Here is a 20,554-nt window from a genome sequence, read left to right as displayed (position 1 = left end):
GTGAAAATTCTCGTTCTCCGCTTCTCTTCCATTGGCGACATCGTGCTGACCACGCCGGTGGTGCGGGCGCTGGCCCAGCAGGTGCCCCAAGCAGAGGTGCATTTTGCCACCAAGCCCGCCTACCGTGGCCTGCTGGAGCCCAACCCCTACATCAGCAAAGTGCATTGCCTCACCGGCAGCCTGGGCGAGCTGGTGCGCGAGCTGAAAGCCGAGCAGTTCGATTACATCGTCGACCTGCACAACAACCTGCGCACCCGCCTCATCAAGCTGCGCCTGGGCGTGCCCAACCACAGCTTCGACAAGCTCAACTTTCAGAAATGGCTGCTGGTCAACTTCAAAATAGACCGGCTGCCGCGCGTGCACATCGTGCAGCGCTACCTCGAAGCCGCCGCCCCGCTGGGCGTGCAGGACGACCGCAAGGGCCTCGATTATTTTATTCCGGCCGGGCAGGAAGTGGACGTGACCATGCTACCCGCGCCCTTCCGGCGGGGCTACGTGGCCGTGGCCATCGGCGCGCAGCACGCCACCAAGCGCCTGCCCGTCGACAAGCTGATTGAGCTGTGCGCCAAGCTGGCCCGGCCCGTGGTGCTGCTGGGTGGCCCCGAGGACGAAAGCATTGGCCACGTCATCGAGCAGGCCTTTGAAACACAGGCTGTGGCGACCGAGGCGGCTTCGGTGGTGCCCGACAGCCCTTATTATTTCCCGGCCAGGCCTTCGGACGCCGACGTGCCCAAAACATTTATTCACAACGGGTGCGGGCAGTATTCGCTGCACCAGTCGGCCTCGTTGCTGCGGCAGGCGCAGTTTGTGGTGAGCCACGACACCGGCCTGATGCACATCGCGGCGGCTTTTGGCAAGGAAATTTTCAGCGTGTGGGGCAACACCGTGCCCGCCTTCGGCATGTACCCCTACAAAACCGAATTTAAGGTGCTGGAAGTGCTGAACCTGCCGTGCCGGCCCTGCTCCAAAATTGGCTTCGAGAAATGCCCGCAAGGCCATTTCAAGTGCATGCGCGACCAAACCCTGGATTTGGGCCTGCCGCCCGCGCGCGACGGCCGCTAAGCCCCGGCCAGTGCCGGTAGCTCCAGCACCAGTACCAAGGCGTCATTGCTCAAGGCTTCCAGCTCAACTTCGGCCACGTGCCACAGGGCCAGCCCGTCTTTCGCGTGCAACAACCGGCCTTCCACTTCGAAGGCGCCGGCCAACACAAAGGCAAAAAAGCCGGAACCCGGTGCGCGGAGGCGGTAAACGGCTTCGCACCGGCCATCGAAACGGCCCAGATTCACCCCGGCAGGAAAGGTAGCTACCGGCGTTGGCGCCAGCGGCAGCAGGCGGTTGTGCAGCGCCTCGAAGCGGAATTCGGCCCGGTGCGCTGCTGGCGTGGCCACGGGCTCATCCGCCAGCAGCCAGATGTGCAAAAAGCTCACCAGCGCATCGCTGAAAGGGTTTTGCACGTGCAGCACGCTGCCGGCGGGCACCGCCAGCACCACCAGCTCTTCTACGCCCACTGTCGTTTCGGGGGCAGCGGCGCACCGGAGCGTCACGGCCCCGGTGATGGGAACGACGAGGACGTGCGAGGCCTCCGCCACCGTAAAATCCAGCGCATGCTGCCCGGCCAGGGTTTCTTCGTTGAACCCGTACAGCCGCCCGAACGGCCCTTTGTGCGGGTGGGCAAACGGCCCAAAATTGAACGTGCTAAACCGCCGGAATCGGTCCGATTCGGCCAGGCCCCGCTCGTCGGCCAGAAATATTTTACCCGGCGTTTGCGGCAGCATCGGTTTCGGGCGTGAGAATGGAATAAATGCTGAGGAAAGGCTGCAGTGGCACCAGATGAGTGAGCACCTCGCCGCCGGAAGCGGCCGCCGCCACCGGCGACACCAGCAGAAATTGCCCCACGGTGTCGTGCCAACGCAGCGGCTCAGAGACGAAATTGACGGCGACTTGATGCCTGCTTTGGTCCTGCAGGTCGGAATTAATCAGCTCGAATTGAAAGCGCTGGAAGCGCAGGAACTGGCGACCCAGGTTGTCGGAAATGTCGGGCATCCGCTCGCCGAGCTGTTGGAGGTAGCCCGTCACGGCGCCGCTCACCAGGAAGTGCAGCCGGTCGGCGCCCGGCACGTAGTGCAGCATTTCGCCAAAGGTGCGGTAGCGGTTTTCGGGGTTGAAATTCTGTGCCTGCAGCCGGAATTCCGCGTAGCTGTCGTTCCACACCAGCTTGTCCCAGGGCTTGGCAGCGCCGGCATCCATGATTTTGCGATAGCACAGGGTGATGGTGCGGTCGGTCATACGCTTTGGCTACTCAATGACTACGCCGGTACGCTCAGCGCCCAGGTCAGCTCGAAGCCGGCCGAGGTGCTGCCGGTCACGGTGGCCAGCTCCAGGGCCACGCCGTCGCTGAACACGTTGTCCTGGGCGTTGGCGGTGTAGCCGCTCAGGCCTTTGGCGTAGCCGTTCACGGCGGCCACGGCCGTCCCGGTGCCTTCGGGGAAGGCAATCTGCGTCACTTTCAGCGAGGTGCCGGTGGCCGAGTACACGTGCACGTGGATGTGCGTGGCGCGGCCCGAATACCAGCCGGGGAAAATGCTCTTGAACGTGACCTTGCCGTTGGCATCGGTCACTTGCCGGCCGCGCAGGAAGTGCACCGACTGGTAGTTGGTGGCCTGCATGCCCGTGCCGCCGTATTCCGAGTAGTTGCCCTCCGCGTCGCAGTGCCAGATGTCGACCAGGGCCCCGGCCAGCGCCGCGCAGCTGGCGTTGCTGTTGCTCACGGTGATGTTGATGGTGAGCCCGTAGCCGATTTTGCCGTCCGTGATGTCGCTGCGCAGGTACGAGGCCGGCGTCTTGGTGGGGAAGGGGCCCTCGGTTTCGGTGGGGGCCACCGTGCAACTGCCCGAGCCGCTGCTGGTGCCGCCCGTGGTAGTGCCCGAGCCGCTGCTGGTGCCGCTGGTGGGCGAAACCGTCTCTTTGCTGCAGGCCGAAAGCAGCACGGGCGTGGAGGCAGCCCCCAGCAGCAGGCTTTTCAAAAAATGTTTTCTTTCCATGACGTTGAGGGGATGGGTAAGTTGAGGCCGCGGAATGCCGCAGTAAACGGACAATCCAAAATTGCCTTTCAGCATTCCCGTTCCCCTCCCTCAATCGCCGGTTGTCGGTTTCAAGTCGACGGTTTCGCAGTTCAAATCGCAGAATGCGGAGTTGTAAATTTCCAATCCAAAGCGTTTGGCACTACTGCCCATTCGAGCCCGCCGCCTATCTTCATGCCATGCCCGAACCCTGCCAACACCTCACCGCCCTCACCAGCCTCAAAACGGCCCCCTCGCACCTCTGCCCCGAATGCGTGGCCCTCGGCGACACCTGGGTGCACCTGCGCACCTGCCAGGAGTGCGGCCACGTGGGCTGCTGCGACAACTCCAAGAACCAGCACGCCACCCAGCACTTCCACGCCACCCAGCACCCCGTTATTGCCTCGGCCGAGCCCGGCGAGCGGTGGCTCTGGTGCTACGTCGACGAGGAAATGGCCGAGTACTAAGCACGTCGTTTCTAAAGCGTCAATTGCGCTAATCCGCCGGTAAAAGCCCCCACAAAACACTGCACGATTTCAAACCGATGGCACACGGCATGGTCACCTTGACTGAAACAACAAAGGAGGAACTAAGCATCTTCTTCGAATTCCAGCTCGATAAAGAAGCCGCCCATTTAGCCGCTTTCACCCCGAAAGACACGAAGGATAAAACGGCCTATATCGCCAGATATACCACGTACTTAGCCGACCCGGCCATCCACATGCGGACGATAAAAGTCGATGGCATAATTGTCGGCAGCATCGCCAAGTTTGTGCTGGGAGACAAAGCCGGCATTACCTATTGGATTGACCGAAAATGCTGGGGCCAGGGCATTGCCACCGCGGCCCTCGCCGACTTCCTGAAAATGGAACAGACCCGGCCAATTCACGCCGAGGTTGCGTTTGATAATTACGGCTCCCAGAAAGTGCTGGAAAAATGCGGTTTCGTGAGAACCGGCACCGATAAGGGCTTTGCCAATGCCCGCCAGGCGGAAATAGAAGAGGTGCTTTACAAGCTCTCCTGAATCCTAAATTCCAAAGAAAAGCCCCGGCACTGCGCAGTGCCGGGGCTTTCTCACATTATTAAGCTGGTCGCTGAGAACAGGACGGATTACCGCGCTGCGCTCGCAATGACAGACGGGCCTTACGCCCCAATCCGCTCGAAGCCGCAGTAGCCGTGCAGCACCTGCGGCAGCTCGATGCCCGCGCTCGTCTGGTTGTTTTCCAGCAGCGCGGCCACAATGCGCGGCAGGGCCAGCGCCGAACCGTTCAACGTGTGCAGCAGCTGGGTCTTGCCGTCCACTTTGTAGCGACACTTCAGGCGGTTGGCCTGATAGGTTTCGAAGTTCGACACCGAGCTCACTTCCAGCCAGCGGCCCTGGGCGGCGCTCCACACCTCCAGGTCGTAGGTGAGGGCCGAGGTGAAGCCCATGTCGCCGCCGCAGAGGCGCAACACGCGGTAGGGCAGGCCCAGCTGCTGCAATAGCCCCTCGACGTGGCTCAGCATGCCTTCGAGGGCCGCGTAGCTGTGCTCGGGCTCCGTGATTTGCACGATTTCCACCTTGTCGAACTGGTGCAGGCGGTTGAGGCCGCGCACGTCGGCACCCCACGAGCCAGCCTCGCGGCGGAAGCAGGGCGTGTAGCCGGCCATGCGCACGGGCAGCTTTTCCACCGGCACTATCTCGTCGCGGTAGATATTGGTCAGCGGCACCTCGGCCGTCGGGATGAGGTAGAGGTCGTCCTTGGCGTCGTGGTACATCTGGCCCTCCTTATCCGGGAGCTGGCCGGTGCCGTAGCCGCTGGCCTCGTTCACCAGAATGGGCGGTTGCATCTCGGTGTAGCCGGCATCGCGCGCCTGGTCCAGAAAGAAGTTGACGAGGGCCCGCTGCAGCCGCGCGCCCTGGTTTTTGTACACCGGGAAACCCGCGCCGGTGATTTTCACGCCCAGCTCGAAGTCGATGATGTCGTACTTCTTAATCAGGTCCCAGTGCGGCAGCGCGTCCGAGCCGAGGGTGGGCTTGGTGCCGTGCTCGCGCACCACTTCATTATCAGCGGCGCCGCGGCCTTCGGGCACGCTGGCGTGCGGAATGTTGGGCAGCTTGTAGAGCAGCTGTTGCTGGTCTTTTTCTACCTGCGCCAGCTCGGCGGCGGCGGTTTGGGTGTGCTGCTTGAGCTCGGCGGTGCGCGCTTTTAGGGTTTCGGCGCCGGCTTTGTCGCCGGCTTTCATCAGGCCGCCGATTTGGCGGGCCAGCTCGTTGGCCTCGGCCTGGGCCGAGTCGTGGCTGGTTTGAAGCTGGCGGCGGCGCTGGTCGAGGTCGAGAATGGCGGCCACGTCGGCGGGGCCGGTGGGGTAGTGGCGTTTGGCGAGGCCGGCCAGCACCAACTCGGTCTGGTCGCGGAGAACGGAAAGTTGCAGCATAAAACAGGATGGAATGCGGGCAAAGGTCGGAAGAAAATGCAGCCGTGCCGCGCCCTGCGCCCGTCGGCTGACTGGCGCGGCGCAACTTATTTTGCTGCGCGCCGTGTTTAAGCCCAACCGGGCCGCATTCGATTTGGCGGTTTGCCCATAATGCCCTAACATTGCGGGAGCAACCGGCCGCCGTGGTCCGGATTAGCGGGCCGCAGTGCCTGCCTCCGGCCCGTCTTTTGCTGAATTTCCAGCGGCCATCTTTGCCCCTCACTTCTTGCTTATTCGATTGCGCCCCGGGCGCGTATTCGGTGCATTTCGTGCACCCTGCGAGTACTAATTGCGGCCCGACCGCGCCGTTGGCGGGCCGGCCCACGCCTTCAGGCGGTTGGGCCTTGCCGGCCCCCTCGCTTCCCGTCGATGTTCCCCCCTTATTCCCTTTATGTACACCATTAACGAGTTGAAGGACCGGCTGCTGTCCGACCTCAAAGAGATTGCCGAAAAAATGAACGTGGGCAATTTCAAACGGCTGAGCAAGCAGGATTTGATATACAAAATCCTCGACCAGCAGGCCCTCGTGCCCTCGGCCGCCGAACAGCCCGCCGTGGCCGCCGAAGCGCCCGCTGCCCCGCGCCCCAGCAAGCCCGCCGCCCGCCGCCCGGCCCCCAGCACTGTAGAGCAGCCGTTTTCTGACGTGGCCCCGCCCGCCCGCAAGCCCCAGCCCGCCCGCCCGGCCCGCGAGCCGCGCCGCGAAGCACCGGCCGCCGCGCCCGCGCCGGTTTCGCCTGCAGCCGAGCCTTCTGTCGAAATTCTGGACCCCATCGAAGGCCTGGCCCTGGTGCCCGCCAGCGAAGCCACCGGAGCCGTGCTGGCCAACGAGCCGACGCCGGCGCCCACCGAAACTTTTGCCGAAACCACGGACGAAGCTGCTCCTCGGCCCGATGCCCCGCTGAACGGCGCCGACCAGCAGCAGGCCAACGCCAACCAGCAGCCCCGCCGCCGCGAGCGGGTAGACCGCGCCGGCCGCCCCATCACGGAGCAGCGCGCCGCCGAAATGGCTGCCGAACGCGCCGCCGAAGCCGCCGCTGCCGCCGCCAAGCCCGCCGAAAACGGCACCGACACCCGCGAAGGCAACCGCGAAAACCGCCGCGACTTTGGCGGCAACGGCTTTGCCGACCGCCGCGAAAACCGCGCCGACCGGTTTGAGCGCGACAACCGCGAGCTGCCGCTGCGCGACGGCCGCGACCAGCGCCCCGCCCGCCAAGACCAGCCCCGCGAGCAACGCAACGACCAGCCGCGTGAAAACCGCGACGGCCAGCCCCGCGAGCCGCGCCAGGACCAGCCCCGCCAGGACCAGCCCCGCAACGACCAACCCCGCGAGCCGCGCGACGGCCGCGACAACCGCAACCTCACCCGCGAAGAGCGCTACGCCCTGCGCGACCAGCAGCGCCAGCAGCGCCAGCAAAACCCCGACGGCACCCCGCGCACCGACCAGCCGCAGGGCCAGAACCAAAACCAGCAACCGCAGCGCCCCCAGCGCCAGGACCTGGATTTGGTGGTGCCCGGCGGCGGCACGTTTGAGCTGATGCCCGACGGCGGCTACGGCTTCCTGCGCTCGCCCTACTACAACTACCTCAGCTCGCCCGACGACATTTACGTGTCGCCGCAGCAGGTGAAGCAGTTTGCCATGAAGGCCGGCGACACGGTGGTGTGCACCATTCGGCCGCCGCGCGAGGGCGAGAAATACTTCGCCCTGGTGGGCGTGGAAAGCATGAACGGCCGCACCGTGGAGGAAGTCCGCGACCGGGTGCCGTTCAGCCACCTCACGCCGCTGTTTGCCGACTCGAAGCTGAAGCTGACCACCAAGTCGTCGCAAATCAGCACCCGCGTGCTCGATTTGTTTGCGCCCATCGGCAAGGGCCAGCGCGGCCTCATCGTGGCGCAGCCGAAAACCGGCAAAACCGTGCTGCTGCAGGAAGTGGCCAACGCCATCGCCGAAAACCACCCCGAAGTGTATCTCATGGTGCTGCTCATCGACGAGCGCCCCGAGGAAGTGACCGACATGGCCCGCACCGTGAAGGCCGAAGTGCTCAGCTCGACCTTCGACGAAACGGCCGACCGCCACGTGAAAATCGCCGAAATGGCCCTCGACAAGGCCCGGCGCCTGGTGGAGTGCGGCCACGACGTGGTGATTCTGCTCGACTCCATCACCCGCTTGGCGCGGGCCTACAACACGGTGCAGCCCAGCTCCTCGCGCATCCTTTCGGGTGGTATCGACGCGGGCGCGCTGCAAAAGCCCAAGCGCTTCTTCGGCGCGGCCCGCAACGTGGAAGGCGGCGGCTCGCTCACCATCATCGCCACGGCACTGATTGAGACCGGCTCGAAGATGGACGAGGTGATTTTTGAGGAATTCAAGGGCACCGGCAACATGGAACTGCAGTTGGACCGCAAACTGGCCAACAAGCGCGTGTTCCCGGCCATCGACATTCCGGCTTCGGGCACGCGCCGCGAAGACCTGCTGCTGGGCAAAGACGAGCTCAACCGCGTGTGGGTGCTCCGCAAGTTTATGTCGGACATGACGGCCACCGAGGCCATGGAATTCCTCAAGGACCGCATCAAGGGCACCAAGGACAACGAAGAGTTCCTGCTGGCCATGAACGGCTAAGGGTTCAACTTCTCGACAACAAAAAGCCCCGTTGCACTGCTGCAGCGGGACTTTTTGTTATAAATCAGTATGTATCGGGCTAGCACTACCGGGGTAGCATATCGGGGGCGTAACGGTGGGCGCGGCAAATGAATTCAACCCGATACCATTCATGTTGGCTAGGAAGCCGCCCAGTAGCGCACCAAAAGGCGTGCTACTGGGAGTGCCTGAAGGCGTAATCGTGGCGGTGCAGGCCAGGGGCGTGTGGCAACTGGCGTAAAGCGGCGTGTCGGGCGTGGCCGGCACGGGCACCGCCACCGCGGTGGCCAGGGCTGGGGGCAGGGTTTCTATCAGGTAGCGAATGAGTTGCTCGATAAATTCGGGGAAAATTCCGACTAGCGTGCTATCGCGGCCTCTGCTGCCCGCCCTTTGTGCGGTTATTTTGCTGCATGACGCCCGAAACCACGCCCCCGGCCCACCTGCCCGAACTGCTCTACATTCAGGACCCGCTTTGCGGCTGGTGCTACGGCACGAGCCCGGTTATTCAGCGGCTGCAGGCGGACTTTGCGGGGCGCGTCGACGTGTCGGTGCTGTGCGGCGGCATGGTGAAGGGGGAGGACGTGGGCCCGATTGGCGAGGTGTGGCCCGACCTGCGCCGCAGCCTCCACGACGTGGAAGAAGTGACCGGCGTGCAGTTCGGGGCCGCCTTCAAAGCGCTGGGCGAGGCCGGCGACTACGTCTACGACTCGGAGCCGCCCTGCCGGGCCATTGCCGCCTTCCGCCAGCTCACGCAGGACCCTGCCCGCACCGTGGCTTTCGCCCACGCCGTGCAGGTGGCGCTGTTCCGCGACGGCCAGGACCTGAATAATCCGTCCGTCTACAACGACCTGCTCGCGCCGTTTGGGGTCGATGTGGTGGCGTTTCAGCAGCGTTGGGCTTCGCCCGAAACAGCCCGCGCCGCGCAGCAGGAATTTGCCGCCGTGGCCCGTAGCGGCGTCGAGGGCTTTCCCACGGCCGTGGTGCGAGTGGCCGAGCAGGGCTACGTGCTGGCCCGCGGCTACCAGCCTTACGAGCAGCTGCGGGCCGGCCTGGAGCAGCTACTGGCGCAGGAAGGAGCGTAGAGACGCATATTTGCGTCTTGGCGTTGAACGGTGTGTATTACGCCGTTTAAATACCAGCCGTTCAACGACGAGACTGCACGCGTACTACTTGTTTTTTCAGCGCCGACCAGGTAATGCGCTGGCGGTCTTCCTTGCCCTTCAGGTACTCGAAGCCGATGGCGTCGGGGCGCTTGCGCAGGTCGTTCCAGGTGGCCTGGTCCAGGGTTGTGATGCCGGTGGGGAAGGTGGCCTGAGCGGCAATGGCCGGGGTCTTGAACTGGGCTGGCAGAAAAAACCGGTCGATGCGCCGCAGCACGAAGGTTTCGCGCTCGGCGCGGGTGGCGGTGGGCGTCTTCATCTCATACACCAGTGCGGCCTCCAGGTCGGGCTCGGTCAGCATCTCACGAAAAATGACCTGCCCTTCGGGGTTGGTGATGGTGAATTCGGCGGTGCCTTCCAGGATGGACGGGCCGCGGAAGACCAACTGGAACAAATCGGGTGGGCCTTCGGCATGGCTGAAATTGTGCCGCTGGCGAGCCACGCGCAGCGTGTCGCTCGCGGCCGAGACGGCTTTAGCGGCGGCGGTGTCGGGCGGGGGCAGGGCCGTGGTATCGCGGGCTTGCCGGTCGGCGGCGCGAGAACTCGTGCCCTCGTTTACCGCCGAAGGAGTGGAATTGCACGCCGCCAGCAGCGGCAACAGCAGAAGCCAGGAATAGCGCATGGCAAAAGTCATGTTGTTTGATGAAACGCCTTTCATACGTGCCACGGGGCGCGCAAAGTTGCCCGGGCCGTGCCGCCCGTTAGCGCCACAGAAGCATGGCAATGAAGGCCGCGCTCAGGCACAACGACGACACCTGGTTCATGCGCATGGTGTGCTCGAAGTCGGCGGCGCGCTCGTCGTACCACACGGCCCAGGCCCAGCGGCTGAACAGCGCCACCACCGGCCCTGTAGCCACCAAAAAAATCAACAGCGGCCGTACTTCCTGCCGCAGCCAGTAGGCCAGGCCCAGCGCCGCCGCGCCCGCCAGCAGGCCCAGCGCCGCAAACACAAACGTGCCCCGAATGCCCAGCCGCAGGCTTAGGGTGCGGTCGCCGCGCCGGGCGTCTTCCTCGTGCTGGTACACCTGCGTGAGCGGGTAGGAGCCGCACAAAAACAGCGTGCTTACCAACGCCAGCAGCAGATTGGTTTTCTCAAACAGCTGAGCCGGCGCCGCTCCCACGCCCACCTGCGTCATCAACAGCGTGAACGCGCCCTGAAAAACCACCACCACCAGCGTGCTCAGCAGCGGGTATTTTTTTAGGCGAATGCCCTCGTAGCTGTAGGCCTTCGACACCAGCAGATATACCACTACCATGGCGGCAAACGGCCACGACAGCAGCGCCGCGCCCCCTACGGCCAGCGCATCGAATAGCCACACCAGGTGCAGCAGCTCGGGCGTCACTTTTGGGGGGGCTTTCAAGCCGCCGATGCTGCCCTCGTCGCGGTCGTAGTAGGAATTGTAGCCGTTAGAAGCCGGGTAGGCCAGCAGGTGCAGCACCACAAACACGCCCACGGCCCGCCACCCGCTCCAGGGCCCGCGTAAGGCGCTCAGCCCAAACCAGAACACCGGCATGAGGTAAACCGAAAAGGGGATGCGCAGCAGCGGCAGCGCTTTTTTATAAGCAGTGAGCAAGGAAAGGAAGGCTATGAGCGGCGAGTGAACGACGGGCAAAGGTGCGCAAAAGCAACATATGGCTGCCGCGCCTCACTTTTCGGTGGTTGCTGGCCAGCCAACCAAATAAGTTACTTCGGGTCCCCACCAATGCCGCTTCTTGCCGCTTTGCCACACGAAACGGCCCTCCGGGTCGGCGGCGCGGGCCAAGCCCAGTAGCTCCGCCGTCGAATACATGCGCAGCAGCGACACCGACCCGTCCCAGATGGTGCACAGCGGAATGAGCGGAATCAGATAGGTAAACACCAGCCGGCTGAGCCGAAACGGCCGGTAGAACGGCGTGAGCAGCAGCTGGGCCACGGGCAGCACCGTCCAGGCCAGCAGCAGTTCCACCCAGTGCTTGCCCGCGCCCTCAAATACGCCAATGCCGGTGCCCGCCCGCACGGCGTCGCGCAGCAAGGCCTCGGCCGCCGCTGGCGGGAAATGGTGGAAGGCCGAAAAGATGGCGCGGAAGCCCGTGAGCTCCGGCGGTACGGCCAGCGCATTCACGGCAGCCGGCGCAAAACCAATGGCGCCGCGGGTGCGCTCGGCAATGTCGGCCCAGGCGGCGGGCTGGGGATAGAGGTCGGTGAGCAGGATGGTGGCGGCGGGCTGGCCGTGGGCGCGCAGGGCCGTAAGCACGGTTTCGGTGCCTCCGCCGGCGCCGGCGCCCAATTCCAGCACGCGGCTGTGGCCGGTGCGGGCCAGGCCCTCGGCCAGCAGCGGCGCAATGGGCCGGTAGGTGCCCAGCGTCGAAATCATGAAGCGCAGGTAATCCATCATGCCGGCCCGAATGACGCTGGGAAACCACGGCAGGTCTTCAAACTCAAACAGGCGAAGGCGGAGGCGCATGGCCCAACAGTACGCACAAATGGCGGAAGTGGCCGATACGGCGCTGGCACTTCGGGCCGCGCCGCCCTTGCGGGGCTAGTGCGCCAGGTGGGCGTAGGGGGACCGGCCGGGGCGCTGCCGCCACGCATTGAGCAGCGGCGCCGGTTGCGTGCGCGGCATGTGCCCGGCCGCGGGCACATGCCAATACCGCCAGCCCGCGCTGAGAAGCGCCGTTGCCAGGTAAGGCCAGGTCACGGCCAACAGGTTTTCGGGGGGACCCACAGGCAACCCGCGCAGCAGTAAATAATTGGCTGCTCCAAAGGCCAGCAGCACTCCCACCGCCGCCCTAAAACGGCGTGGCCAGGCTGCGCTGGCCCGTTGGGCCAGTGCGAAAAAGGGTAGCGCTACCGGTACTGCGGCGAGCGAAATCAGGCTGGCCAGCAGGCCGATGGCAAGGGGGACCTGCACATCCTGGGGCTCCTCCAGGCCAAAACTGGCAATCAGGTGTGCGGTGCCCCCCAGGTTGCTGCACAGCCAAACGCACAGCGTGCTGCTGAGGGGAGAAGACGGCACCACGGAGCTAGTGGCAGGGTAAGTCAGTTTCATTGCAGTAAAAAAGAGTGGCGGCTGGTGGCTTCGCGTCAAGCAAGCGGCGCCACAACCGGTTTGGTGATGAGATGGCCGACTTACGACTCGCTGTAAATGAGCGGTTTGGGAGTCAAAAATTATATTTTTGGGAATGAATATTCCATTTTTGAATCTGCCGCTGCCTGCTCTGCCGTGCCTGGCAGTTTATTGATAGTCAACAGTTAGCATAAGCGTGATTTGCCTATAAAAGCGCAAGCGGATGCCGGCTTAGCCGAAAGCATTGCCAAGTTTCCTGATTTGGGAGGCGGCGTGGTGCCTTACCGCCTTGCTAACGTCCGGCAATGCGCGCACATTGCCCGTGTTGCTCGTTTTTGGCGCGTGCGGGTGAGGGCCCCAGAATTAAAAAAAATAGGCCGATGTAGCGGACTTACCAATTCTTTTCTGCAGCTTTGCATCACAAAGTACTTCTATGGTTATGAAGCCTGCCAACCCGGACCCGCTAGCCCAACTCACCGAAATCCGCGCCATTATGGAGCGCAGCTCGCGCTTTTTGTCGCTATCCGGCCTGAGCGGGGTGGGGGCGGGCGTGGTGGCGCTGCTGGGCACCGCATTTAGCATGCGGCTGTTGGAAAGTGCTTTCCAGGACTCGTCGGTGGTGGGAGGCTACGCGCGCCTGCTGCACTCCTCGCCTGAAATGCGGCGGGCCGAACTGCCCAGCCTGCTATTTCTGACCGGCGGCATGATTGGGCTGGCCCTGCTGGTGGCGTTTTTCTTCACCCAGCGCCGCACGCACAACGACGGCCAGAAGCTGTGGAGCGCCCCCGGCCGGCGCCTGGCCGTGGCCCTGGCCATTCCGCTGGTGGCGGGCGGCCTGTTTTGCCTGCGCTTGTACCTCGGCAACGACGTGGCCATGGTGATGCCGGGCCTGCTGGTGTTCTACGGCCTGGCGCTGCTCAACGCCAGCAAGTACACGCTGGACGAAATCCGTTGGCTGGGCGTGACGCAAATTGGCCTCGGGCTGGTGTGCCTGCTGTTTCCCGAGTGGGGCCTGCTTTTCTTTGCGCTCGGGTTCGGCCTGGGCCACATCGGTTACGGCCTGGTGATGTACAACCGCTACGAGCGGCCCGGCAAGGCCGCTAAACCCGTTATTTCTTCGTGAAGCACCTCATCCACACCCTCAACAAGGCTTTCGACCACCGCGTGCGGCTGGGCGTGATGGCCGTGCTGATGGCCAACGAATCGGTGAGCTTCAACGACCTCAAAGAAGCCCTCGACCTCACCGACGGCAACCTCGCCAGCCACGTGGCCGCCCTCGAAAAGGCCGAATACGTGGTGGTGAGCAAACAATTCGTGGGCAAAAAACCCAACACCACCTACGCCGCCACCGCCGCCGGCAAAGTGGCCTTTCAGCAGCACCTCGCCACGCTGGAGAAGCTTTTGCGGGGGTAGGCCGTTTGTCATCCTGAGCGGCGCGAAGGACCTTATCCCGCCTGAATCACCAAGCGTAGTTCTTACTTAGTAAGGTCCTTCGCGCCGCCCAGGATGACAAACGGATTCAGAACACAGTTCTCTTTTTTTGTCTACAAACTTTGAAACACAAAGTTCTTTAAGATGAAAGTAAAACTCATTCTCCCGGCCCTCACCGAAGCCACCAATCCCTACTGGCGGCCCATCAAGTACTCGCTGTTTCCGCCGCTGGGGCTGGCCACGCTGGCCGCCTATCTGCCGGAAGGGTGGGAGGCCGACATGCAGGATGAGCACGTGGAAACGCTGAATCTGGACGATGAGCCCGATTTGGTCATCATCCAAGTATACATCACCAACGCCTACCGGGCCTACGCGCTGGCCGACCACTACCGCGCCCGCGGCGCCTACGTGTGCCTGGGCGGCCTGCACGTGACCAGCTTGCCCGAAGAAGCCGCACCTCACGCCGACAGCATCTTTCTCGGGCCAGGGGAGGAGATATTTCCGGAGTTTCTGCGGGACTGGCAGGCGGGGCGGGCCCGGCCGCGCTACGTGTCTGCGGCCGGGCGCACGCTGGTGGGCGTGCCGCCCATCCGGCGCGATTTGATAAAGCGTGAGCGCTACCTCGTGCCCAATTCCATTGTGGTGACGCGCGGCTGCCCGCACCACTGCGACTTCTGCTACAAAGACGCGTTTTTTCAGGGCGGCAAAGGCTTTTACACCCAGACGGTGGACGACGCCCTGGCCGAAATTGACCGCCTGCCCGGCCGTCACCTCTACTTCCTCGATGACCATTTGCTGGGGCACACGCGCTTCGCGGCGGGGCTGTTTGAGGGGATGCGCGGCATGGGGCGGCTGTTTCAGGGCGCCGCCACGGTGGATAGCATTTTGCGCGACAACGGGCTACTGGAAAAGGCAGCGCAGGCGGGTTTGCGCAGCTTGTTTGTGGGGTTTGAGACGCTGAGCCCGGTCAACCTTAAGGCCAGCAACAAGCCCCAGAACCTGGGCCGCGACTACGCGGCGGCCATTCAGCGGCTGCACGATTTGGGCATCATGGTGAACGGCAGCTTCGTGTTCGGGCTCGATGACGACCGGCCCGACGTGTTTCGGCGCACCGTGGACTGGGGCGTCAGCCAGGGCATCACCACGGCCACGTTTCACATTGCCACGCCCTACCCGGGCACGGCTCTGTTTCAGCGGATGGAAGCCCAGGGCCGCCTGCTGCACCGCCGCTGGAACGAATACGACACCCGCACGGTGGTGTGCCAGCCCGGCCCGCACCTGACGGCCCGCCAGCTCAAGGACGGCTACGACCAAGCTTACCGCGACTTCTACTCCTGGACCAACATCGCCAAAGCCAGCCTGGTGCACGACACCCTGCGCCACCAGCTCAAGCACTTTGCCTACGCCGGCGGCTGGAAAAAATTCGAGCCCCTCTGGAATTTCATGATAAAGTCGCGCCACCTTGACACGATGCGCCCGCTGCTGGAAGCCATTCTGAGCAAGGTGCGCGGCAAGGACGGAAAACCCGGCGCGGAGGCGTTGGCGCCGCCAATGGGTGAATCTGGGATGCTGATGCCGCTGCCGGTGCTGCAGTCAGCAACAGTCAACAACGCTTAATCCCCACCCTCTATCGTGCCGCACAATCCCTTTGCCAAACCGCTTACGCCCGAGGAATGGTTGCTGTCCAGCGTCTGCTGGACCTTTCTGTGCATTGCTGGCTGGGCGGTGCTGACTTGGCCATTTCTGCTGGCGTCGCTGCCTTATGAATACAGGACTTACGAGCCCACGCTGCTTTTTCTGGGCTTTATCGGTCCCTATACATTGGCTTGGATAAAAGCGACCCCACCCAAGCTTGCATTCGAGTCACGCTTTGTACTGGTCGAAGTATGCGTGGCTCTCTGGACCGTTACTCTGTTCATCGTGCTGATGGGTTGGTTATTAATCGCCCTTTTCTTAATGGCGCTTTCGGGCCCCTCTACTGGATTTGGATTTTGATTGTCAACCTATAACTGTTTAAATGCCATGACTTTCACCGACGTCAAAGCCTACTTCCAAACCAACCGCGCCAGCGCTGCTGAACTGCCCTGGCACGATGCCACGCCGCTCACGCCCGCCGAGCTGCGCGCCGTGGGCGCTTCGGTGCAAACCTTCCAGCGCGGCGAGGGCACCGGCGGCGACCATCTGCTGGACCTGGCCCACGCCTACGGCGTGCCCGACTACGCGGCCGCCATGCAGCTGTTCATTGCCGAGGAGGAAGGCCACGCCGAAATGCTGGGCCGCTTCATGGACCAGCAGGGCATTCCGCGGCTGCACACGCACTGGCTGCACGAGGTATTCCGGACGCTGGGGCGGCCGCTAGGCCTGGAGCACATGGTGCGCGTGATTCTCACGGCCGAGGTGGTGGCCGCCGTCTATTACCGGGCGCTGGCGGTGGCCACGCCGTCGGGGCTGCTGCGGCAGATTTGCCGGCGCATTCTGCACGACGAGGAAATGCACTTCGCATTTCATTGCTTAGCCATTCGGCAGTGGTCGTTTGGGCGGGGCCGGCTGAGCGGGTGGCTGTGGCGGCAGTTTTATCGGGGGCTGATGGCTGGCACCGCGCTGGTGGTGTATGTGGCCAGCCGGCGCACGTTGGCGGCGGGCGGCTACGGCGTGGGCCGCTTTTGCGCGGCCATTGCGGCCGAGTATGGCCGGCTGGAGGTCATGCAACGGCCCGGGGACCTGCTGGCTTTGCGCAATGCCGACGAATTGATGCCCTCACCGGCCTCTGACCACGCGGGCGCTTGCCCGGTGGCCAGCCCGCTGATTTCGGTGCCGCAATAGGGGAGAAACCCGTTGGCTGCTGCCCAGACCTAGCCGCACGGCTAATTTTTTTGAAAATCTACTTTGAAATACAAAGCGTTTTAATCCATGGAAACTTCCCTGCAACCGGGCGCACAATGGCCCGCCGTATCACCGGCCGCCTTTGCTGCCAGCGCGGCTCACCCGCCGCTCACCAAGGCCCAAAAGCTGCTGCTGCCGCTGGGCGTGCTGCTGTTCGACGGGCTTTTCTGGCAGGAAAAGCGCGGCGTCAATCTGCTGTTGTTTGGCCTGTTTGTGGTGGCGGCGCAGCTGGTGCTGCTGCCCCGCGTGGCGGCCGTGCGGCGTTCGGGCTACTTCTGGCTGGCGGTGGCGGGCAGCCTGTTTGGCGGGGCCATGGTGGCCGTGTACGGCTCGGGGGTGGCCATGCTGGCCTGGGCGGCCTCGCTGCTGATGCTGCTGGGCTATGTGAACCAGCCGCACCTGAAGCTGGTGCTCTACGCCGTGCTCACGGCCCTGAACAGCGCGGCACAGGCCTGGCTGCGGGTGCTGCGCGGCGTGCGGGCGCCGCGCCAGGGCGGCGCGGGCGTGCGCCGGGGCTGGTTCTACGGGCGCCTGCTGGTGGTACCGGTCGTGATTCTGGGCGCCTTTCACCTGCTGTTTGCGGTGGCCAACCCGGTGTATGCCCGGCTGAGCGGGCGGGCGCTGGCGCTGCTGGGCAGCTGGCTGGCGCGGCTCATTCCCGATATTTCGCTGGGGCACCTGCTGTTTATGGCGCTGGGCTTTGTGGTGGTGGCCGGCGCCGTGGTGGTGGTGCCGGTGTTTGCCTTCGCCGACTACGAATCGCGCTTCGGCGAGTTCATTCGGCGGCAGCGCGACGGGGTGGCCTCTTTTGGCGTGCGCCGGCCCGATTTCCGGCTGAAAACCCGGCGGGCGCTCGATTTGCGCAAGGAGTTTTACGCCGCCGCCGCCGTGTTCGGGCTCGTGAACGTGCTGCTGCTGGCCGTGAATGCCATCGACATCAACTGGCTGTGGTTTGGCTTCGAGCCTGCGCCGGGGTTCGATTTGGCGCAGTTCGTGCATGAGGGTACGTATGTGCTCATCTTCAGCATCTTGCTGGCCATGGGCATTGTGCTGTGGTTTTTCCGCCGCAACCTCAACTTCTACCAGCCGGGCCTGCGCTGGCTGCGCGGCGGCGCCACGGTGTGGGTGCTGCAAAACGCGGTGCTGGCCGTGTCGGTGGGCCTGCGCAATTACTACTACATCCTGCACAGTGGCGTGGCCTACAAGCGCATCGGGGTGTGTTTTTTTCTGCTGCTGGTGTTTTTTGGGCTGGGTACGGTGCTGCTCAAAATCTGGCAGCGCCGCTCGGCCTACAGCCTGGTGCGCCTCAACGCCCTGGCCGTGTATGCCGTGCTGCTGCTGCTGGCCGCCGGCAACTGGGAAGTCTGGATTGCGGAGTACAACCTGCAGCCGCGCTTCCGCAGCGTCGACATCGGCTTCCTGCTCAACATGCCCGACCGGGTGCTGCCCACGCTGCAGGCCCGCCGCGCCGTGCTCAACCACGCTACCCAGCTCACCATGGATTCGGAATACGGCACCGGCCAGGTCATCACGGCCGAAGAGGCCCAGCGTCGCCTCGATTTCGCCATCCACAACGCCAAAGCGGAATACGCTGCCTACACCCACTGGCAAGGCTTCAACTACGCCGACTGGCAAGCCTGCCAAGCACTGCGCTAAACCCAGCCAATCAACATCAGCACTCAAACAATCAGCAATTCAGCAAATCCTCCTATGGCTTCCATTCCTCCCTTTCTGCTGACGTTTCTGGGCATCATTTTCTGCCTCGGCGACGTGGCCGTGCTGGGTGCCCTGCTTTCGTGGCAACAGCGCGCGCCCACGCCCGATGCCCGCTTCCGGCGCTGGCTGCGCGGCGTGCTGCCGGCCACGGTGGTGCTGCTCGGCCTGCTGCTGCTGGCCTTCACCCAACTCATGCTGCTATGGTCGTCGAAATAAACTGTGCCGTGCGCATGGGGCGGCTACTGCTGGTGGGGCTGGGCGGGTGGCTCTGGGCGGTGGGCGGCACCAGTTTTGCGCTGGCACTCGAAAGCGCCTACCGCACCCGCGTGCCGTACTCCACGGCGCCCTTCTGGGCCGCATTGCTGGTCACGGCCGTGGGCATTCCGGGCTGGCTGGTGGCCGGCATTCGGGTGGCCTACACCGAGTACGACGGCGGCCAGGCGCGACGCCGCGGCTGGGATGCTGTTGCGCGGGGCTTCTTTATGCTGGGGCTGTTGGTGCTGGAAGCGCTGCCGCTGCTGGCTTTGCGGGGCCAGCCGCCGCGCTTGTACTAACGCGTTTTTTTCGTTCATATGCTTCAACATCATCTGCGGCACCTGCTGCCGCATTGGCCCGAGGTGCCGGCCCGGCTGTGGGGCACGGCGGCGGGCATCGCCGTGGCTGGCTTCAGCCTGTGGTTTGAGCAGGAAATATGGCAGGAGCCCGAACCCGCCCGATTCTGGACCTGGGTGGTCCTCACGCTGCTATTGCTGGCCGGTGGCCTGCAAACCATCGGCGTGCTGCTGCGCTGGCCCGCCACCTACAGCGGGCCGCGCTGGATGCGGTTTGCGCTGGGTTGCGTGTCGCTGGCCCTGGGGCTCGGCGTTGCCGTTCTTACGTTGCTGTTGGGGCTGCTTGGCGGCCTTCGGGCAGCGTTTCTGAGCGCAGGTTAAGTTTTCCCAGCATGAGACAGCATGATTGATAGAGGAATCGACGTCACATGGGCTGGGATTAGCAACGAAAAAATTGCGTCTAAACAAGATATGCTCTTGTAGTAGTCGTGGCGACATTCCGGGCAATGTGCCCATTCACAGCAGCTCAACCAGAAGCAGGCGGCGATTGGACAATATCGTAAATAGTAATTTATCCGAATTTATTCTATAGCTTGGCGGCCCGTTGGGCTTTCCAAGTCTGAGAAAGGCCCGTGACGGCATCACGCTTGCCTTTGCTTCATGGCTCGAACGCTGCTTTTGGTTGTGCTCTTCATTGCCCTGCTCCTGGAGGTGGCGCTCACGGGTGGTTCCTTCTTCGCGCCTGTGTTCACCCTCGCGCAGTTCGGCGTGAAATATGGTCCCGAAACCACCTTTCTCACCTACGTGATGGGCTGGCTGCTGGGCTTTGTGTCGCTGGCCACGCTGGTGGCGTTTATCCAGGTGCAACGGCGGCGGCCGGGCTTTGCCACGTGGTGCTACCTGCTGGGTTTCTGGTGGATTGGCATTGGCGTGGGCATCTACTATGCCTTCGGCAAGCCCGATAACCTGCTGCTCGATTCGGTGAAGGGCCTGCTGATTGTGATACTGACCTGGCGCTGCCAAGCCAGCCGCCTCATGGCGCGGCGCTACTAGCAGCGGCTGCCTATATTGGCGGTCCATTCGCCCCGTATCTGCCACGCTATGCCCACGTCGTCGCACTTGCATCCGCTACCCGTTTTCCCCAAACTCTCGAAGCTGGGCCGGGGCTTGGCGGCCGTGCAGGTGCTGAAGGAAACGCTCAGCATCGTGTTTCTGGGGCTGCCGCTGGTGCAGGAAGAGCCGCTGGTGTTGCTGTCGGCGCTGCCGGGGGTGGTGCTCTACCTGCTGCACTGGCAGCTGGCGTTGGGCCGGGTGGGGCGCGTGTTTGCGGCCGTGGTCTGGGCGCTCACGCTGCTCGATGAGCTGTGGGGCCTGTTGCTCTTTCAAGAGTTGGATGCCCCCACGCGCGGGCAGGTCCGGATGCTGCACTGGAGCTATTTCCTGGGCCTGGGCATCATCCTGGCGGCGTTGGCCGAGCTGGGCTGGCGCTGGCAGCGCAACCGCGCCCGTGCCCGCCGCAACGTGCACCACCAAGCCGTATTGGCCGCCCGGCAGCGCCGGTAGAGCACCCGTTTTCGTGGGCCGCCGCGCGGTGCCGTGCAGACTTTTGGGGGCCCGG

General features: G+C 63.7%; 24 protein-coding genes. 16 read left to right on the top strand and 8 right to left on the bottom strand.

Features of this window, described 5'->3' with window-relative positions:
- Entirely contained in the window at positions 1–1,062 is a 1,062-nt protein-coding gene (locus tag IC234_RS19235) for a glycosyltransferase family 9 protein (protein WP_190927857.1), read from the top strand.
- On the opposite strand, the gene IC234_RS19230 is transcribed toward IC234_RS19235, so the two are convergent.
- From IC234_RS19230 to IC234_RS19220, 3 genes are read right to left on the bottom strand one after another with little or no spacing between them, the layout of a single operon-like run.
- Complete coding sequence (locus IC234_RS19230) at positions 1,059–1,775, bottom strand: pirin family protein (RefSeq protein WP_190927854.1); 717 nt, start codon at positions 1,773–1,775, stop codon at positions 1,059–1,061. The two genes, IC234_RS19235 and IC234_RS19230, sit on opposite strands and share 4 nt — an antisense overlap.
- The gene (locus IC234_RS19225; protein WP_190927852.1) at positions 1,753–2,286 is read right to left on the bottom strand and encodes a hypothetical protein; all 534 of its coding nucleotides are present in this window, start codon (positions 2,284–2,286) and stop codon (positions 1,753–1,755) included. Before IC234_RS19225 ends, IC234_RS19230 begins: the two co-directional genes overlap by 23 nt.
- A 20-nt stretch (positions 2,287–2,306) precedes the next feature.
- The gene (locus IC234_RS19220; RefSeq protein WP_190927850.1) at positions 2,307–3,041 is read right to left on the bottom strand and encodes a dioxygenase family protein; all 735 of its coding nucleotides are present in this window, start codon (positions 3,039–3,041) and stop codon (positions 2,307–2,309) included.
- 218 nt (positions 3,042–3,259) lie between these two features.
- Here IC234_RS19220 and IC234_RS19215 point away from each other — a divergent pair, with 218 nt between their 5' ends.
- Positions 3,260–3,526, top strand: a complete 267-nt coding sequence (locus IC234_RS19215; RefSeq protein WP_190927848.1) for a UBP-type zinc finger domain-containing protein — start codon at positions 3,260–3,262, stop codon at positions 3,524–3,526.
- Positions 3,527–3,603: 77 nt separating this feature from the next.
- Entirely contained in the window at positions 3,604–4,083 is a 480-nt protein-coding gene (locus tag IC234_RS19210; RefSeq protein WP_223827784.1) for a GNAT family N-acetyltransferase, read from the top strand.
- A 119-nt stretch (positions 4,084–4,202) separates the two neighbouring features.
- Here the strand turns inward: IC234_RS19210 and serS are convergent, their stop codons facing one another.
- The gene (gene serS / locus IC234_RS19205; protein WP_190927846.1) at positions 4,203–5,477 is read right to left on the bottom strand and encodes a serine--tRNA ligase; all 1,275 of its coding nucleotides are present in this window, start codon (positions 5,475–5,477) and stop codon (positions 4,203–4,205) included.
- A gap of 430 nt (positions 5,478–5,907) precedes the next feature.
- Between serS and rho the strand changes: the two genes are divergently transcribed.
- The gene (gene rho / locus IC234_RS19200) at positions 5,908–8,130 is read left to right on the top strand and encodes a transcription termination factor Rho (protein ID WP_190927843.1); all 2,223 of its coding nucleotides are present in this window, start codon (positions 5,908–5,910) and stop codon (positions 8,128–8,130) included.
- Positions 8,131–8,558: 428 nt separating this feature from the next.
- Positions 8,559–9,230, top strand: a complete 672-nt coding sequence (locus tag IC234_RS19195; protein WP_190927841.1) for a DsbA family protein — start codon at positions 8,559–8,561, stop codon at positions 9,228–9,230.
- A 61-nt stretch (positions 9,231–9,291) separates the two neighbouring features.
- Here the strand turns inward: IC234_RS19195 and IC234_RS19190 are convergent, their stop codons facing one another.
- The 4 genes from IC234_RS19190 to IC234_RS19175 form a co-directional block, all read right to left on the bottom strand.
- Positions 9,292–9,930, bottom strand: a complete 639-nt coding sequence (locus IC234_RS19190) for a hypothetical protein (RefSeq protein ID WP_190927839.1) — start codon at positions 9,928–9,930, stop codon at positions 9,292–9,294.
- Positions 9,931–10,009: 79 nt separating this feature from the next.
- Positions 10,010–10,882 (bottom strand): UbiA family prenyltransferase, encoded by an 873-nt coding sequence (locus tag IC234_RS19185; RefSeq protein WP_223827783.1) that lies wholly within the window; start codon positions 10,880–10,882, stop codon positions 10,010–10,012.
- Positions 10,883–10,954: 72 nt separating this feature from the next.
- The gene (locus IC234_RS19180; RefSeq protein ID WP_190927837.1) at positions 10,955–11,752 is read right to left on the bottom strand and encodes a class I SAM-dependent methyltransferase; all 798 of its coding nucleotides are present in this window, start codon (positions 11,750–11,752) and stop codon (positions 10,955–10,957) included.
- 75 nt (positions 11,753–11,827) lie between these two features.
- On the bottom strand, positions 11,828–12,337 hold the full coding sequence (locus IC234_RS19175) for a hypothetical protein (protein WP_190927835.1): 510 nt from the start codon (positions 12,335–12,337) through the stop codon (positions 11,828–11,830).
- 457 nt (positions 12,338–12,794) lie between these two features.
- Here IC234_RS19175 and IC234_RS19170 point away from each other — a divergent pair, with 457 nt between their 5' ends.
- From IC234_RS19170 to IC234_RS19120, 11 genes are all read left to right on the top strand, one after another.
- Complete coding sequence (locus tag IC234_RS19170; RefSeq protein ID WP_190927833.1) at positions 12,795–13,478, top strand: hypothetical protein; 684 nt, start codon at positions 12,795–12,797, stop codon at positions 13,476–13,478.
- On the top strand, positions 13,475–13,768 hold the full coding sequence (locus tag IC234_RS19165) for a winged helix-turn-helix domain-containing protein (RefSeq protein ID WP_190927830.1): 294 nt from the start codon (positions 13,475–13,477) through the stop codon (positions 13,766–13,768). Before IC234_RS19170 ends, IC234_RS19165 begins: the two co-directional genes overlap by 4 nt.
- A gap of 162 nt (positions 13,769–13,930) precedes the next feature.
- Positions 13,931–15,403: a B12-binding domain-containing radical SAM protein gene (locus IC234_RS19160; RefSeq protein WP_190927828.1), complete on the top strand. Its 1,473-nt coding sequence runs from the start codon at positions 13,931–13,933 to the stop codon at positions 15,401–15,403.
- A 15-nt stretch (positions 15,404–15,418) separates the two neighbouring features.
- Entirely contained in the window at positions 15,419–15,781 is a 363-nt protein-coding gene (locus IC234_RS19155; protein ID WP_190927826.1) for a hypothetical protein, read from the top strand.
- A gap of 27 nt (positions 15,782–15,808) precedes the next feature.
- Entirely contained in the window at positions 15,809–16,609 is an 801-nt protein-coding gene (locus IC234_RS19150; protein WP_190927824.1) for a ferritin-like domain-containing protein, read from the top strand.
- Positions 16,610–16,696: 87 nt separating this feature from the next.
- Positions 16,697–18,325, top strand: a complete 1,629-nt coding sequence (locus IC234_RS19145) for a DUF4153 domain-containing protein (protein WP_190927821.1) — start codon at positions 16,697–16,699, stop codon at positions 18,323–18,325.
- 54 nt (positions 18,326–18,379) lie between these two features.
- The gene (locus IC234_RS19140; RefSeq protein ID WP_190927818.1) at positions 18,380–18,601 is read left to right on the top strand and encodes a hypothetical protein; all 222 of its coding nucleotides are present in this window, start codon (positions 18,380–18,382) and stop codon (positions 18,599–18,601) included.
- A complete protein-coding gene (locus IC234_RS19135; RefSeq protein WP_190927816.1) occupies positions 18,586–18,939 on the top strand; it encodes a hypothetical protein in 354 nt (117 codons plus the stop codon). Before IC234_RS19140 ends, IC234_RS19135 begins: the two co-directional genes overlap by 16 nt.
- 18 nt (positions 18,940–18,957) lie before the next feature.
- The gene (locus IC234_RS19130; protein WP_190927814.1) at positions 18,958–19,317 is read left to right on the top strand and encodes a hypothetical protein; all 360 of its coding nucleotides are present in this window, start codon (positions 18,958–18,960) and stop codon (positions 19,315–19,317) included.
- Between the two features lie 279 nt (positions 19,318–19,596).
- Positions 19,597–19,989 (top strand): hypothetical protein, encoded by a 393-nt coding sequence (locus IC234_RS19125; protein WP_190927812.1) that lies wholly within the window; start codon positions 19,597–19,599, stop codon positions 19,987–19,989.
- A gap of 48 nt (positions 19,990–20,037) precedes the next feature.
- A complete protein-coding gene (locus IC234_RS19120) occupies positions 20,038–20,499 on the top strand; it encodes a hypothetical protein (RefSeq protein ID WP_190927810.1) in 462 nt (153 codons plus the stop codon).
- The last annotated feature ends 55 nt before the right edge of the window (positions 20,500–20,554 follow it).

The sequence above is a fragment of the Hymenobacter armeniacus genome, from assembly GCF_014699055.1.
In the GTDB taxonomy this organism is placed as follows: Bacteria; Bacteroidota; Bacteroidia; order Cytophagales; family Hymenobacteraceae; genus Hymenobacter; species Hymenobacter armeniacus.
Note: the sequence above shows the minus strand (reverse complement) of the source record. Positions and strands in the feature narration are given on the sequence as shown.